Annotated in this window: 14 protein-coding genes; 5 read left to right on the top strand and 9 right to left on the bottom strand. The window is 72.6% G+C overall.

What is annotated here, in order from left to right; all coding sequences use genetic code 11:
* Window positions 1-20: 20 nt before the first annotated feature.
* The 5 genes from rsmA to ACFLFB_RS04555 all read right to left on the bottom strand — a co-directional run bounded on the left by rsmA (window position 21) and on the right by ACFLFB_RS04555 (window position 5,975).
* Window positions 21-887, bottom strand: coding sequence for a 16S rRNA (adenine(1518)-N(6)/adenine(1519)-N(6))-dimethyltransferase RsmA (rsmA, locus tag ACFLFB_RS04575; protein WP_392544523.1), 867 nt, complete (start codon window positions 885-887; stop codon window positions 21-23).
* 117 nt (window positions 888-1,004) lie between these two features.
* Entirely contained in the window at window positions 1,005-2,045 is a 1,041-nt protein-coding gene (locus ACFLFB_RS04570; protein ID WP_392544522.1) for a ubiquitin-like domain-containing protein, read from the bottom strand.
* Between the two features lie 382 nt (window positions 2,046-2,427).
* On the bottom strand, window positions 2,428-3,282 hold the full coding sequence (locus ACFLFB_RS04565) for a TatD family hydrolase (RefSeq protein ID WP_392544521.1): 855 nt from the start codon (window positions 3,280-3,282) through the stop codon (window positions 2,428-2,430).
* Window positions 3,283-3,285: 3 nt separating this feature from the next.
* Window positions 3,286-5,088 (bottom strand): methionine--tRNA ligase, encoded by a 1,803-nt coding sequence (gene metG / locus ACFLFB_RS04560; protein WP_392544520.1) that lies wholly within the window; start codon window positions 5,086-5,088, stop codon window positions 3,286-3,288.
* A 95-nt stretch (window positions 5,089-5,183) separates the two neighbouring features.
* Window positions 5,184-5,975, bottom strand: coding sequence for a GNAT family N-acetyltransferase (locus ACFLFB_RS04555; RefSeq protein ID WP_392544519.1), 792 nt, complete (start codon window positions 5,973-5,975; stop codon window positions 5,184-5,186).
* Between the two features lie 189 nt (window positions 5,976-6,164).
* Here ACFLFB_RS04555 and ACFLFB_RS04550 point away from each other — a divergent pair, with 189 nt between their 5' ends.
* Complete coding sequence (locus tag ACFLFB_RS04550) at window positions 6,165-6,767, top strand: DUF4126 domain-containing protein (RefSeq protein WP_392544518.1); 603 nt, start codon at window positions 6,165-6,167, stop codon at window positions 6,765-6,767.
* A 13-nt stretch (window positions 6,768-6,780) separates the two neighbouring features.
* Here the strand turns inward: ACFLFB_RS04550 and ACFLFB_RS04545 are convergent, their stop codons facing one another.
* Together ACFLFB_RS04545 and ACFLFB_RS04540 are read right to left on the bottom strand one after the other, a co-directional pair.
* On the bottom strand, window positions 6,781-7,596 hold the full coding sequence (locus ACFLFB_RS04545; RefSeq protein ID WP_392544517.1) for a hypothetical protein: 816 nt from the start codon (window positions 7,594-7,596) through the stop codon (window positions 6,781-6,783).
* A 91-nt stretch (window positions 7,597-7,687) separates the two neighbouring features.
* A complete protein-coding gene (locus ACFLFB_RS04540; protein ID WP_392544516.1) occupies window positions 7,688-8,287 on the bottom strand; it encodes a TetR/AcrR family transcriptional regulator in 600 nt (199 codons plus the stop codon).
* A 110-nt stretch (window positions 8,288-8,397) separates the two neighbouring features.
* Here ACFLFB_RS04540 and ACFLFB_RS04535 point away from each other — a divergent pair, with 110 nt between their 5' ends.
* The 4 genes from ACFLFB_RS04535 to ACFLFB_RS04520 all read left to right on the top strand — a co-directional run bounded on the left by ACFLFB_RS04535 (window position 8,398) and on the right by ACFLFB_RS04520 (window position 10,237).
* Window positions 8,398-8,844: a hypothetical protein gene (locus tag ACFLFB_RS04535; protein WP_392544515.1), complete on the top strand. Its 447-nt coding sequence runs from the start codon at window positions 8,398-8,400 to the stop codon at window positions 8,842-8,844.
* Window positions 8,845-8,936: 92 nt separating this feature from the next.
* Complete coding sequence (locus ACFLFB_RS04530; protein WP_392544514.1) at window positions 8,937-9,125, top strand: hypothetical protein; 189 nt, start codon at window positions 8,937-8,939, stop codon at window positions 9,123-9,125.
* Window positions 9,126-9,191: 66 nt separating this feature from the next.
* Window positions 9,192-9,932, top strand: coding sequence for a CPBP family intramembrane glutamic endopeptidase (locus ACFLFB_RS04525; RefSeq protein WP_392544513.1), 741 nt, complete (start codon window positions 9,192-9,194; stop codon window positions 9,930-9,932).
* A 38-nt stretch (window positions 9,933-9,970) separates the two neighbouring features.
* Window positions 9,971-10,237 (top strand): hypothetical protein, encoded by a 267-nt coding sequence (locus ACFLFB_RS04520; protein WP_392544512.1) that lies wholly within the window; start codon window positions 9,971-9,973, stop codon window positions 10,235-10,237.
* A gap of 50 nt (window positions 10,238-10,287) precedes the next feature.
* Here ACFLFB_RS04520 and ACFLFB_RS04515 read toward each other — a convergent pair whose 3' ends face one another.
* Window positions 10,288-11,031 carry a succinate dehydrogenase/fumarate reductase iron-sulfur subunit gene (locus ACFLFB_RS04515; protein ID WP_392544511.1) on the bottom strand — a complete coding sequence of 248 codons (744 nt, stop codon included), beginning with the start codon at window positions 11,029-11,031 and terminating at the stop codon, window positions 10,288-10,290.
* Between the two features lie 49 nt (window positions 11,032-11,080).
* Complete coding sequence (locus ACFLFB_RS04510) at window positions 11,081-13,081, bottom strand: fumarate reductase/succinate dehydrogenase flavoprotein subunit (protein WP_392544510.1); 2,001 nt, start codon at window positions 13,079-13,081, stop codon at window positions 11,081-11,083.
* Window position 13,082: the final 1 nt, after the last annotated feature.

Here is a 13,082-nt window from a genome sequence, read left to right as displayed (position 1 = left end):
TAGCCAGACGCCGTGGCAGGTCAGGTCCCCTCGTGCCGCGCCGCCGCGATGGCGGCGAACGCGGTGACGTCGAGCTGCTCACCGCGGGTCCGGGGGTCGATGCCGGCGGCGACGAGGGCGGCCTCGGCGGCGGCCGGCGAGCCCGCCCACGGGGCCAGGGCGGCGCGCAGGGTCTTGCGCCGCTGCGCGAACGCCGCGTCGACACAGGCGAAGACGTCCTCGCGGCGCGCCGTGGAGGTCGGCGGCTCGCGGCGGGTGAAGGCCACGAGGCCGGAGTCGACGTTCGGCACCGGCCAGAACACGCTGCGCGGGACGTTGCCTGCGAGGCGGACGTCGGCGTACCAGGCGGCCTTGACGCTGGGCACGCCGTAGGTCTTCGAGCCCGGCCCGGCCGCGAGCCGCTCGGCGACCTCCAGCTGGACCATGACGAGGATGCGGCGCAGCGTGGGGAACAGCTCGAGGAAGCGCAGCACCACGGGCACCGACACGTTGTAGGGCAGGTTGGCGACGAGGGCCGTGGGCGGCGGACCCGGGAGCTCGCGCACCTGCATCGCGTCGCCGTGCACGACCTCGAGGCGGTCCACGAGGTCCGGGGCGTGCGCGGCCACGGTCTCCGGCAGGGCGGCGGCGAGCCCGGGGTCGATCTCCAGGGCGACGACCCGGTCGACGACGGGGAGCAGGGCCAGGGTCAGCGAGCCGAGCCCGGGGCCGACCTCGACGACGGTGTCGTCGGCGCCCACCCCGGCGACCCGGACGATGCGCCGCACGGTGTTGCCGTCGACGACGAAGTTCTGCCCCCACTGCTTGGTCGGGCGGATGCCGTGGCGCGCCGCGAGCTCGCGGATCTCGGCCGCCCCGAGCAGGGAGGGGTCACGGGCAGGGGGCATGCGCTCACCCTATCGACGCCCCAGTACCCCCACTCATGGCGAACGACCCACCCGCGAGGCCATCGAGATGGCCCACGCGGGTGGGTCGTTCGCCATCAGTCAGGAAGGCCCGGTGGGTCAGGCGGCGTGCGCGCAGCCCCAGGGCGAGAGCCCGGCCTTCTCGTAGTACCGGTTGGCGATGGTGATCTGCTCGGCGCGCGACGCGAGGTCGGCGCGCGGGGCGAAGTCGTCGCCACCGTTGGCCAGCCACGAGGAGGTCGCGAACTGCAGACCGCCGTAGTAGCCGTTGCCCGTGTTGATGCTCCAGTTGCCGCTGGACTCGCACTCGGCGATGCGGTCCCACATGGCGGCGCGCGCCAGGTTGATGCCGCCGCCGGAGCCGCCCGAGCTGGTCGAGAGCGGCTTGGTGCCGACACGGACGACCGCGGTGGTGGGCTTCGACAGGGTCGTCGACGACAGGATCGTGCTCTTCGAGCGCTTGCCGTCGACGTAGGTGACCTCGCGCACGACCGACTTCTTGCCGGCCTTGCCCGGGGTGACGACCTTGGTCTGCCCGACGGAGAGCGAGCTGTCCTTCTGCTTCGTGGTCGTGTAGGCGATCGACTCGGTGGCCGTCTCCTTCTTGACCGCGACGCGCTTGAGGACGATCTTCATCCCCGAGGTGACGGGGGTGGTGAGGCCGGGGGCCACGATGTCGCGGGCGCCGCGGGTGAGCCCGAGCTCGGCGAGCACGCCGGAGACCTGGGGCGAAACGGAGGTCACGGTGCGGGTCCTGCCGTCAGCGGTGACCGTGACGCCCTTGGGCATGGTCACGGACATCGCGAGGCCGCCGCGACCCAGCGGCTGCGAGCGGGAGGCCGACAGCACGGCACCGTCGGCGCGGATGCCGAGGTCCTTCAGGGCCGAGTCGACCGTCGTCGCGGTCGTCCAGTACTCCTTGGTCACGCCGTCGACGGTGACCGTGAGCTTGCGGCCGTAGCGGACGGAGATGTGGTCCCCGTCGCTCACGGCGCTCCCGAGCGAGGGAACCACGACGTCGTGCGCCCCGACGGAGATGTCCTGCTTGTCGAGGACGTCGGAGACGGTGGACCCGAAGACGTGGACCGTGGCCGGCTTGCCGTCGACGGAGACCTGGACGGCCTTGTCGTAGTGGGCCACGCCCACCGAACCGGCAGCCACCGCGATCGCGGCGATGCCCTGAGCGGCGTGACGAAGAGGTCGAGAGAACAGCACAAGTGCTCCAGTGGTCGTGCTCTCCGGGCACCGGCGTCGGACGTCCAGCCCTGAGGGGGCCACGAGTCCCTGGTCGGGGCGCGTGCGTGTGGTCGCGGTCCGGCCCGGCGGCGCCGGCGGGGCGGTGGTCACACGTGTCGTCCGAGGCGAACCGGCCCCGGCCATCCCATCAACCGTGCAGGAGCCCGCAGCGAAGGTCAAATTTCGGTAACGGCCGTTCTCAGGTTTCGACGCCTCATTCGTGCTCATCCGTCACACCAGCCACACGGGTGACGAGATCCGCGTCACACGTGCGGTGAACGGTCGGTCACCACGGGCCGTAGAGGCGCTCCGAGTTCTCGCTGAGTGCCGCGCACAGGGTGGGCACGGCCACCCCGAGGACGGCGGCCATCGCCCGCACGGTGAGCGGCACGAGGGCGGGGCTGTTCGACGCCCCGCGCCACGGGTGCGGGGTGAGGTAGGGGGCATCGGTCTCGACGAGCACCTGGTTCAGGGGCGTTCCCGCGAGGGCGTCACGCAGCGCCTTGGAGCTCTTGAAGGTCACCGTGCCGCTGAACGACAGGTAGTACCCGCGGTCGACGCACTCGCGCGCCATCTCGGGGCCGCCCGAGAAGCAGTGCATGACCGTGTGCTCTGGTGCGCCCTCCTCGGCGAGGACGCGCAGCACGTCGTCGTGGCTGTCGCGGTCGTGGATCTGCAGGGTCTTCCCGAGCCGCTTGGCGAGGTCGATGTGCCAGCGGAACGAGTCCTGCTGTGCGGGAACGCCGTCCGGCCCGGTGCGGTAGTAGTCGAGCCCGGTCTCCCCCACCACCCGCACCCGCTCGTGCCCGGCGAGGCGCTCGATCTCGGCGTAGGCGGCCTCCAGCTCGCTTCGGGCGGCCAGGCCCGGGACCTCGTTGGGGTGCAGGGCCACGCCGGCGACGACCGCGCGGTGCTGCTCGGCGGCCTCCACCGCGAACCGCGCCCCGGGCAGGTCGCAGCCCACCTGCACGACCCGGTCGACGCCCACCGACGCGGCCCGCGCGAGCACCGGCCCGAGGTCTCCGACCGCCACGACCTCGTCGTCACGGGAGATGTCGAGGTGGGTGTGGTTGTCGACGACGGCGATCGGCAACGGGTCAGGCGCCTCGGGGGCCCCGCGGCGGCTCGGCTGCGTCGACATCGGTCAGCGGCCCGCCGCGCGGGCCAGCTCCTCGTCGACCACGGCGTCGTCGAGCTTGGTGAACACCGGGGCCGGCTTGCTGATCGGCGTGCCGACGACCACGGGCCGCGACTCCCACCGCGGGGTGGAGGTGTACTCCCCCGTGATGACGGGCCAGCTGCGGCCCTCGTCGCCCTCGTCGAGCCCGGTCACGGTCTCCAGTCGCGGCATCGGGACGAAGGCGCCGTCACCGCCGAGGACGAGGTCGACCCGGTTCGCCGCGTGCGGGAGGAACGGCGCGAGCACGGTGTTGAGGTCGCTGACGCACTGCACGAGCGTGTGGAGGACGGTGGCGAGGCGCTCGCGCTGGTCGTCGCCCTTGAGCTTGAAGGGCTCGGTGCGCGAGACGTAGCCGTTGACCTCGCCGACGACCCGCATCGCCTCGGCGATGGCGGCCTTCTGGCGGTGCCGCTCGAGGAGCCCGCCCACGGAGTCGAACCCGGCGAGCACGGCCGCCCGGACCTCCTCGTCGACCGGCTCCAGCGGACCCGGCTGCGGGATCTCGCCGAAGTTCTTCGCGATCATCGCGGCCGTACGGGAGACGAGGTTGCCCCAGCCGGCGACGAGCTCGGAGTTGTTGCGCTGCACGAACTCGCGCCAGGTGAAGTTGGAGTCCTGGCTCTCGGGGCCGGCCGCGCAGATGAAGTAGCGGATGCCGTCGGGGCCGTACCGGTCGAGGACGTCGCGGACGAGGATCGTGTAGCCCCGCGAGGTGGAGAACTGCTTCCCCTCCATCGTCAGGTACTCGCTGGACACCACCTCGGTGGGCAGGTTGAGCTCACCGAACGCGCCGGGCTCGCCTCCGCGAGAACCCTTTCCGGCGTAGCCGAGGAGCTCGGCAGGCCAGATCTGGCTGTGGAAGGTGATGTTGTCCTTGCCCATGAAGTAGTACGACAGGGCCTCGGGGTCGTTCCACCACTCGCGCCAGCGCTCGGGCTCACCGATGCGCCGCGCCCACTCGACCGACGCCGAGAGGTAGCCGACCACGGCGTCGAACCACACGTAGAGCCGCTTGGCCGGGTTGTCGCGCCAGCCGTCGAGCGGCACCGGGATGCCCCAGTCGATGTCGCGGGTCATCGCCCGCGGACGGATGTCCTCGAGGATGTTGAGGCTGAACTTGATGACGTTGGGCCGCCACGTCCCCGACGCGTCGCGCCCCGCCAGCCACTCGCGCAGGGCGTCGGCGAGCGCAGGGAGGTCGAGGAGGAAGTGCTGGGTCTCCACGAACTTCGGTGTCTCGCCGTTGATCCGGCTGCGCGGGTTGATCAGCTCGGTGGCGTCGAGCTGGTTGCCGCAGTTGTCGCACTGGTCGCCGCGCGCCTCGCCGTAGCCGCAGATCGGGCAGGTGCCCTCGATGTAGCGGTCGGGCAGGGTGCGCCCGGTGGACGGCGAGATGGCGCCCTGGGTGGTCTGCTCGACCATGTAGCCGTTCTTCCAGACCTGGGTGAACAGCTCCTGCGCCACGGCGTAGTGGTTGGCGGTCGTGGTGCGGGTGTAGAGGTCGTAGGAGCAGCCGAGGTCGGCGAGCTCGGCGGCGATCACCGCGTGGTTGGTGTCGACGAACTCACGTGGGGTCACGCCCGCCTGGTCGGCGAGGACGAGGATCGGCGTCCCGTGCTCGTCGGACCCGCTGACCATGAGGACGTCGTGCCCCGCCATCCGCATGTACCGGCTGAAGACGTCGGACGGTACACCGAACCCGGCGACGTGGCCGAGGTGGCGCGGGCCGTTGGCGTACGGCCAGGCGACGGCGGAGAGGACCTTCATGCCCCGAATCCTAGGCGGCGCCGCCAACCGGGTTTCCCCCGCCACCGCCCGTGGACGAGAACGGGGCAGGAGCCCTCACCCGCGACGGTGCCGGGTCAGCGGGTCCACTCGTAGGGCGTGGTCGAGGTGACCTTGACCAGCCCGGAGCGCTCGAGGATCGGGCGCGAGTACTCGGTGGAGTCGCTGTGCAGGATCGTCTTGCCGAGCCGCAGCGCCGACCGCGCGCGCACGGCGGTGAGGGCGCGGTAGATCCCCCGGCCCCGCCAGGCCGGGAGGGTGGCCCCGCCCCAGACGCCGGCGACGTCGGTGCCGGCGACCGGCTCGAGCCGCCCCGAGCTCACCATCACCCCGTCGGCCTCGGCCACCCAGAGCTCCATGCCGTCCTCGCGCGACAGCCGGAAGAGGAGGTCGTCGGCCCGCCGCGTCGACACCGGGTCGCCGAACGCCTCGTCGGCCATCGCGCTCATCGCGCGCACGTCGGCCTCCTCGGTGAGCCGGCGCAGGGTGACGCCCTCCGGGAGGGGGACGTCGACCGCGAGACCGGCGGCGGCGCCCATCATCACCGACTCCGGGTCGCCCGGGACGAAGCCGTGGTCGACGAGGGACTCGTGCAGGCCGGGGGCGACGTCGTGACCGCGCGTCTTCCACTCGACGTCGACGACGTCGGGCTTCGCGACGAAGTGGGCCAGCGCCTCGCCGACCCAGCCGCGGATGGTCGCGGCGTCGGCGCCCTCGAGGTCGCGGTAGCTGATGAAGCCGCGCCCGCCGGGGAACACGGCGAGGCGGAGGGGGCCGAGCCGGTCGACGGAGAGCGCACCGGGGGTCTCGGCGTCGGTGCGGAGCTGGTCGTCGTAGGCACGCAGCAGGGCGGCGGGGTCGGAGAGCACCGCCCGATCCTGCCGCCCGTCCCCGCCCCGGCGCCACCGGATTGTCGACCCCGCCCCCACCCTGACGACGCGAAGGGGAACCGCGCGGCCGGCCCCTCCGTCGCAGGGGCCGGGACTACGCTCGGCACGTTCGGGTGTTCTCCCGACGCACGGCCGCACCGGCGGTCGTCGGGGTGCGAAGGAGGAGTCGTGCTCGCTGCCCTCACGGGGATGGGCCTGTCCGCCGCGGCGGGCCTGAACGCGTACATCCCGTTCCTCGTCGTCGCGCTCGGCGCCCGCTTCACCGACCTGCTGGTCCTGCCGGCCGGTTACGAGTGGATCGAGAGCAACTGGGCGATCGGCATCGGCGTCGTCCTGCTGCTGGCCGAGGTCGTCCTCGACAAGGTGCCGGCGGTCGACACCGTCAACGACGCCATCCAGACCTTCATCCGCCCGAGCATGGGCGGCCTGATCTTCGCCGCCTCGACGGCCGCCTCCGAGCTCGACAGCTCGAGCTGGATGAAGGAGAACCCCTGGGTGGGCGTCGTCCTCGGCGTCGTCATCTCCGGGCTCGTGCACACGGGGAAGATGGCGGCCCGGCCGGTGGTCAACGTCGGGACCGCGGGGGTCGGCGGTCCGGTGGTCTCCACCGTGGAGGACGGTGCCTCCATCGGGCTGTCCCTCATCGCCGTGCTGGCGCCGGTCTTCGTCGTCGTGGCCCTCGCGCTGCTCGCGTGGCTGCTGATCTGGATGTGGATGAGGGTGCGCCGCTGGCGCCGGTCGCGCCGCGACCCCGCCTACCAGCCCGGCTGAGCCGGGCTCGGGCTCAGCCCTCGTCGACGATCGTGTCCGCGGGCGGCTGCCGGAAGGTCTTCGCGCGCTCCCAGTCGGTGAAGGTGAGGTCCGACGGCGCGCTCTTGGGACCGACCGCGCGCAGCAGCGTGCCGCTGCCGTCGGCGGCCACCCAGAGCCGGGCGCCCGACTGGCCCGTGAGCACGTAGGCCGCCTGTCCGCGGACCGAGCCCGTGGCGGCGGCCGAGGTGTTCGTCTCCAGGGCCGAGAACTCCGCCAGCCCGAACTTCTCGGTGAGGATGCTGCGCAGGGTGAACGAGCCGAGCTCGGTGGCGTCGGACTCCCCGATCTCCACGTACCTGCCGACCATGTCGGCGCCGGCCTTGGGGTCGCCGGTCTGCTCGACCCAGAACGCCTCGTCGCCGCCGAGCCAGTAGCGGTTCCCGACGGTCATGACCTCGGCCGTGCCGCCGGTGGGCGTGGTGATGAAGACCGTCTGGTTCGAGCCGTTCGCCACGCCCTCGACGTCGATGCGCAGGGTGCGGCCGTCGCGCGTCTGGGTGCCCACCGCGTGGCCCGAGCCGGCGGACAGCGCCGCGGTGCGGGCGTCGCGGTAGACCTCGCCGACGGTGGCGGACGTCGCGGCGGTGGCCGAGGACCCGGGCGTCGACGAGGCCGAGGACGACGGGGGCGGCGGCTCGGTGGTCACGGTCGGGGTCGGCAGGGCGGGCGTCGCCGTGGCCGGCGGCGTGGACGACGTCGGGGCCTTCTCGTCGCTGCAGCCGGTCAGGGCCAGGGCGGCACAGACCGCGAGCGCCCCCAGGGCACGGCGGTGCTGGGTCCTCGACATCACTGGGCTCCTCCCGTCCACGGCCGTCATCGTAGGTCGGCCCAGCGGCCCTCGCGCGCAGGAAGGTCGGGTGCGCGTGGCCCCGGACCGCTCAGCCGCGGTCGTGCAGGCCGCGGACGAGCACCGGGACCGACGCCCGCACGAACGCCTCCCGCGAGGGCGCGGGCATCCGGGTCGCGGTGGCGAGCACGCCCTCGATGGCGGCGACGGCCACGGTGGCGAGCAGGGCCGGCTCGGCGTGCCCGCCGTCCTCGACGAGCCGCTCGACGACGGTGTCGAGACCGCGGCGCCACTCCTGGAAGACCTCCATGAGCTCGGGGCGCCGGGCGGCCTCGAGCGAGAGCTCGGCCTGGGTGCGGACCACCGCGGGACGCTCCAGCCAGCGCAGCAGGAGGGCGGTGACCTCGCCGGCCACGGCCTCGGGGTCGCCCGCGTGCTCGGCGGCGGCCGTCGTCATCGCGTCGACGTCGCGGGCGAGCATCCCCGCCACGTGCTCGGCCAGGGCGACGAGGAGGGCGCTGCGCGAACGCAGGTACGCCGAGCAGGTGCCCTCCGGCAGCCCGGCGCGCGCGTCGACCGCCCGGTGGGTGAGCCCCCGCAGCCCGGCCTCGGCGACGACCTCGACCGCGGCCTCGAGCAGCTCGGCCCGGCGGCCGCCCCTGGCGTTCGGGGTGCGGGGGGTTGGGGTCACCGGGCCATTGTGTCGTCCCCGCGCCCACGCCCGACCCAAGCGCGCCCCAAGCGGGTCGTGGGGAGATGGGACCGGCCCACCGGGGCCGAACGACCACTGAAGGAGCACCCGTGCCCACCACCTCGGCCCCCTCCCCCGTCCTCCCCGCGCCCGGCAGGTCGGCGGCGGCGCCCCCGGACCGCGGCGTCCTCCTGGCGGTCCTCGCCGTCACCGTCGTCTCGCTCGCGGGGTCGTTCCTGGCCCTCGCGACCGGGCTGAACGCCTCGTGGTGGGACGCCGTCGGCCCCACCGGGCGCCTGTCGGTGCCGCTGCCGATGAACGCGGCGCTCCTCCTCCTCGCCCTCGTGGCGGCATCGGCCAGGCGTCGCGCGGCAGCGGTCGCGGCCGGGGTGGTCGCCCTCGCCTGCGTCGTCGCCGTGGTCTCGGGCTTCTTCGACGGCGGCTACGCCGCCGACCTCGCCCCCGTGGCGCGGGTCGCCCAGGTCGCGCTCGTCCTGGGGCTTGCCACCGTCGCGGTCGCGGCCCTGCGACGCCTGGTCCGTCTGCGGCAGGGCTGAGGGCCCGGGCACCGGGAATGCCGGCTGCTGGCCGATGCTTCTACAGGTGTAGTATTCGTCTACAGACGTAGAGCCCACGAAAGGACAGCACCATGGGCCCCATCACCGGGCTGGCGACCATCGCCACCGCCCTCACCGTCATCCTCGTCGTCGCCGGCCTCGCGGTCGTCGTCCTCACCCTCGCCGTCGTGGTCCCCGCCCTGCGCGAGACCCGGGGCGCCCGCCTCGCCCGGCAGGTCAGCATCCCCCGCTGGTACCTCCACCCCGCCACCTCGCACTGACCCCTCGCAGGTGACGCCCAGCCGGCGTCCAGCGGAGGGGCAGGCACCGCCACCTACGCTGTCGCCATGCGGCGCCACCTGAACGAGACCTGGCTCGTCCTCGGCGTCTCGCTCGGCGCCTCGGCCATCTGGTCGCTGCTGCGCATCGTCGACCGGCTGACCCGGCCCGAGGCCCTCGGCAGCCAGACCTCGGCGATGAACAGCTCGGTCACGCCCGACCGGCCCTGGCTCGACCTCACCTACCAGCTGGTCGGCATCGCCCTGGCCCTCGTGCCGGTCCTGCTCGCCCTGCACCTGCTGCGCCGCGACGACCCCGCCGAGCCGCGGACCATGGGCTTCGACCTGCGCCGCCCCGCACAAGACCTCCTGCGCGGCGCCGGGCTCGCGGCCGCCATCGGCCTGCCCGGGCTGGCCCTCTACGCCGCCGCCAAGGCCCTCGACCTCAACACCACCGTGGCCGCCGCCAACCTCGCCGGCGCCTGGTGGACCATCCCCGTGCTCGTCCTCGCCGCCGCGCAGAACGCGGTGCTCGAGGAGGTCGTCATGGTCGGCTACCTGTTCCGCCGCTGGGGCGAGGCCGGCTGGGGGACGTGGCGCGTCATCCTCACCAGCGCGCTGATCCGCGGCAGCTACCACCTGTACCAGGGCTTCGGCGGGTTCGTCGGCAACCTCGTCATGGGTGCGGTCTTCGGCTGGGTCTACACCCGCACCAGACGGGTGATGCCGCTCGTCGTCGCGCACACCGTCCTCGACGTCGTGGCGTTCGTCGGGTACGCGCTGCTCAAGGACCGCCTCGGCTGGCTCTGAGCCCGGGCGGACCGCCCGGCCGTGCGACGATCGGTGCCATGGCGACCCTCCCCTCCCGGCGCGGCCTCCTCACCGTCCTGCTCGTGATGGCGGCGCTCACCGCGGTGCTCTGGGCGGTCGTCCTGCTCGGGTCACCCGAGGGCGCCGTCGGCTCGATGCTGCGCGGGGTCGCCTGGGTGATGCTCGTCCTCACCGGCGGCACCGCCATCGGGCTGCGCGACGCGAACCGCGCCATGGAGAAGGGGATGCGCACGCCACCGCGCCCGCCCCGCGACACTCCCCCGGCGGAGGACACCGCCCCCTGACGTGACGACGGCCCGCCCTCCGCGAGGAGGACGGGCCGTGGTCGGGGACCTCAGCGGGCGCCGCGCAGCGCCGAGCGCAGGTCCTTGTTGAGCGTGGAGATGACGTCCTGCGGGATGCCCTTGGGGCAGGCCTGCGAGCACGCGCCGACGTTGGTGCAGCCGCCGAAGCCTTCGTGGTCGTGCTGGTCGACCATCGAGACCACGCGCGCCATCCGCTCGGGCTGGCCCTGGGGCAGCTCGGAGAGGTGGGTGACCTTCGCGCCCATGAAGAGCATCGCCGAGGCGTTGGGGCAGGCCGCCACGCAGGCGCCGCAGCCGATGCACTCGGCCGCGACGAAGGCGCGGTCGGCGTTGGGCTTGGGCACCGGGGTGGCGTGGGCGTCGGGGGCCGAGCCGGTGTTGACCGAGATGAAGCCGCCGGACTGGATGATGCGGTCGAAGGCGCCGCGGTCGACGACGAGGTCCTTGACGACCGGGAACGCGTTGGCCCGCCACGGCTCGATGGTGATGACCTCGCCGTCGCTGAAGCTGCGCATGTGCAGCTGGCAGGTGGTGGTCTTCTCGGGGCCGTGGGCCTCGCCGGAGATCATCAGCCCACACATGCCGCAGATGCCCTCGCGACAGTCGGAGTCGAACGCGATGGGCTCCTCGCCCTTGGCGTTGAGCTGCTCGTTGAGGACGTCGAGCATCTCGAGGAAGCTCATGTCGGGGCTGATGTCCTTGACCTTGTAGGTCAGGAGCTCGCCCTTGTGGCGGGGTCCGGCCTGGCGCCAGATCTTGAGAGTCAGGTTCATGAGCGGGGTCCTCGCGAAGAGTCGCAGTGGCGGGGCAGCGCGGGCGTCATCACTTGTAGCTCCGCTGCTTGAGCTCGATGGCCTCGTACACGAGGTCCTCCTTGTGCAGCACCGGCGCACCCATGTCGCCGTGGCCGTCACCGCCCTCGAACTCCCAGGCCGCGACGTAGAGGAACTCCTCGTCGTGGCGCAGGGCCTCGCCGTCCTCGGTCTGCGACTCGGCGCGGAAGTGGCCGCCGCAGGACTCGCGACGGTGCAGGGCGTCGATGCACATGAGCTCGCCGAGCTCGAGGAAGTCGGCGACGCGGCCGGCCTTCTCCAGGCTCTGGTTGAGGGTGTCGGCGGCACCGAGGACCCGGACGTTGCGCCAGAACTCCTCGCGCAGGCCGCGGATGAGGTCGATGGCCTTGAGCAGGCCCTCCTCGGACCGCTCCATCCCGCAGTACTCCCACATGATGGTGCCGAGCTCCTTGTGGAAGGAGTCGACGCTGCGCTCGCCGTTGATGGCGAGGAAGCGGGCGGTGCGCTCCTCGACGGCGGTGCGGGCCGCGACCACGGCGGGGTTGTCGGCCGAGAGCTCCTCGAACGGGCCCTTGGCGAGGTAGTCGCGGATGGTGTTGGGGAGGACGAAGTACCCGTCCGCCAGGCCCTGCATCAGCGCGGAGGCGCCGAGCCGGTTGGCCCCGTGGTCGGAGAAGTTGGCCTCGCCGGTGACGAACAGGCCGGGGATCGAGGACTGGAGGTCGTAGTCGACCCAGAGACCGCCCATGACGTAGTGCACGGCGGGGTAGATGCGCATCGGCACCTCGTACGGGTTCTCGCCCGTGATCCGTGCGTACATGTCGAAGAGGTTGCCGTACTTGGCCTCCACCGCCGCGCGCCCGAGGCGGGAGATGGCGTCGGTGAAGTCGAGGTAGACGCCGCGGCGGAAGTCGCCGACCATCGGCCCGACGCCGCGACCCTCGTCGCAGACGTTCTTCGCCTGGCGCGAGGCGATGTCGCGCGGGACGAGGTTGCCGAACGAGGGGTAGATCCGCTCGAGGTAGTAGTCGCGGTCGGCCTCGTCGATCTGGCGCGGGTCCTTCTCGCAGTCCTCGCGGTTCTTGGGCACCCAGATGCGGCCGTCGTTGCGCAGCGACTCCGACATCAGGGTCAGCTTGCTCTGGTGCTCGCCGGAGACGGGGATGCAGGTGGGGTGGATCTGCGTGTAGCAGGGGTTGGCCATGTAGGCGCCCTTGCGGTGCGCGCGCCAGCTGGCCGTGACGTTGGACCCCATCGCGTTGGTCGAGAGGTAGAAGACGTTGCCGTACCCGCCGGAGGCGAGGACGACGGCGTCCGCGAGGTGCGTCTGGATCTCGCCGGTGACGAGGTCGCGGGCGATGATGCCGCGCGCCCGGCCCTCCTCGACGATGAGCTCGAGCATCTCGTGGCGGGTGTACATCGCCACGGTCTTCGCCGCGATCTGCCGCTCGAGCGCCTGGTAGGCCCCGATGAGCAGCTGCTGGCCGGTCTGGCCGCGGGCGTAGAAGGTGCGCGAGACCTGGACGCCGCCGAACGAGCGGTTGTCGAGCAGGCCGCCGTACTCGCGGGCGAAGGGGACACCCTGCGCGACGCACTGGTCGATGATGTTCGCGCTGACCTCGGCCAGGCGGTAGACGTTGGTCTCCCGGGCGCGGTAGTCGCCGCCCTTGACGGTGTCGTAGAAGAGGCGGTGGACCGAGTCGCCGTCCTCCTTGTAGTTCTTCGCGGCGTTGATGCCGCCCTGCGCCGCGATGGAGTGCGCGCGGCGCGGGCTGTCCTGGAAGCAGAAGGACTTGACGTTGTAGCCGGCCTCGCCCATCGTCGCGGCGGCGGAGGCGCCGGCCAGCCCGGTGCCGACGATGATGACGTCGAGCTTGCGGCGGTTGGCCGGGTTGACGAGCGCGGCGTCGAACTTGCGCTGCGTCCACTTCTGGGAGATCGGGCCCGCGGGGGCCTTGGTGTCGGCGACGGGCTCGCCCTCGGTGTAGAGGCGGTGGGCGATGCCGGCGTTCACGGTGGTGTCGGTCATG

The organism is Oryzobacter telluris, assembly GCF_043099285.1.
Lineage (GTDB): Bacteria > Actinomycetota > Actinomycetes > Actinomycetales > Dermatophilaceae > Oryzobacter > Oryzobacter telluris.
The sequence above is the reverse complement of the archived record's forward strand: the minus strand, read 5'-3'. Positions and strand labels throughout refer to the sequence as shown.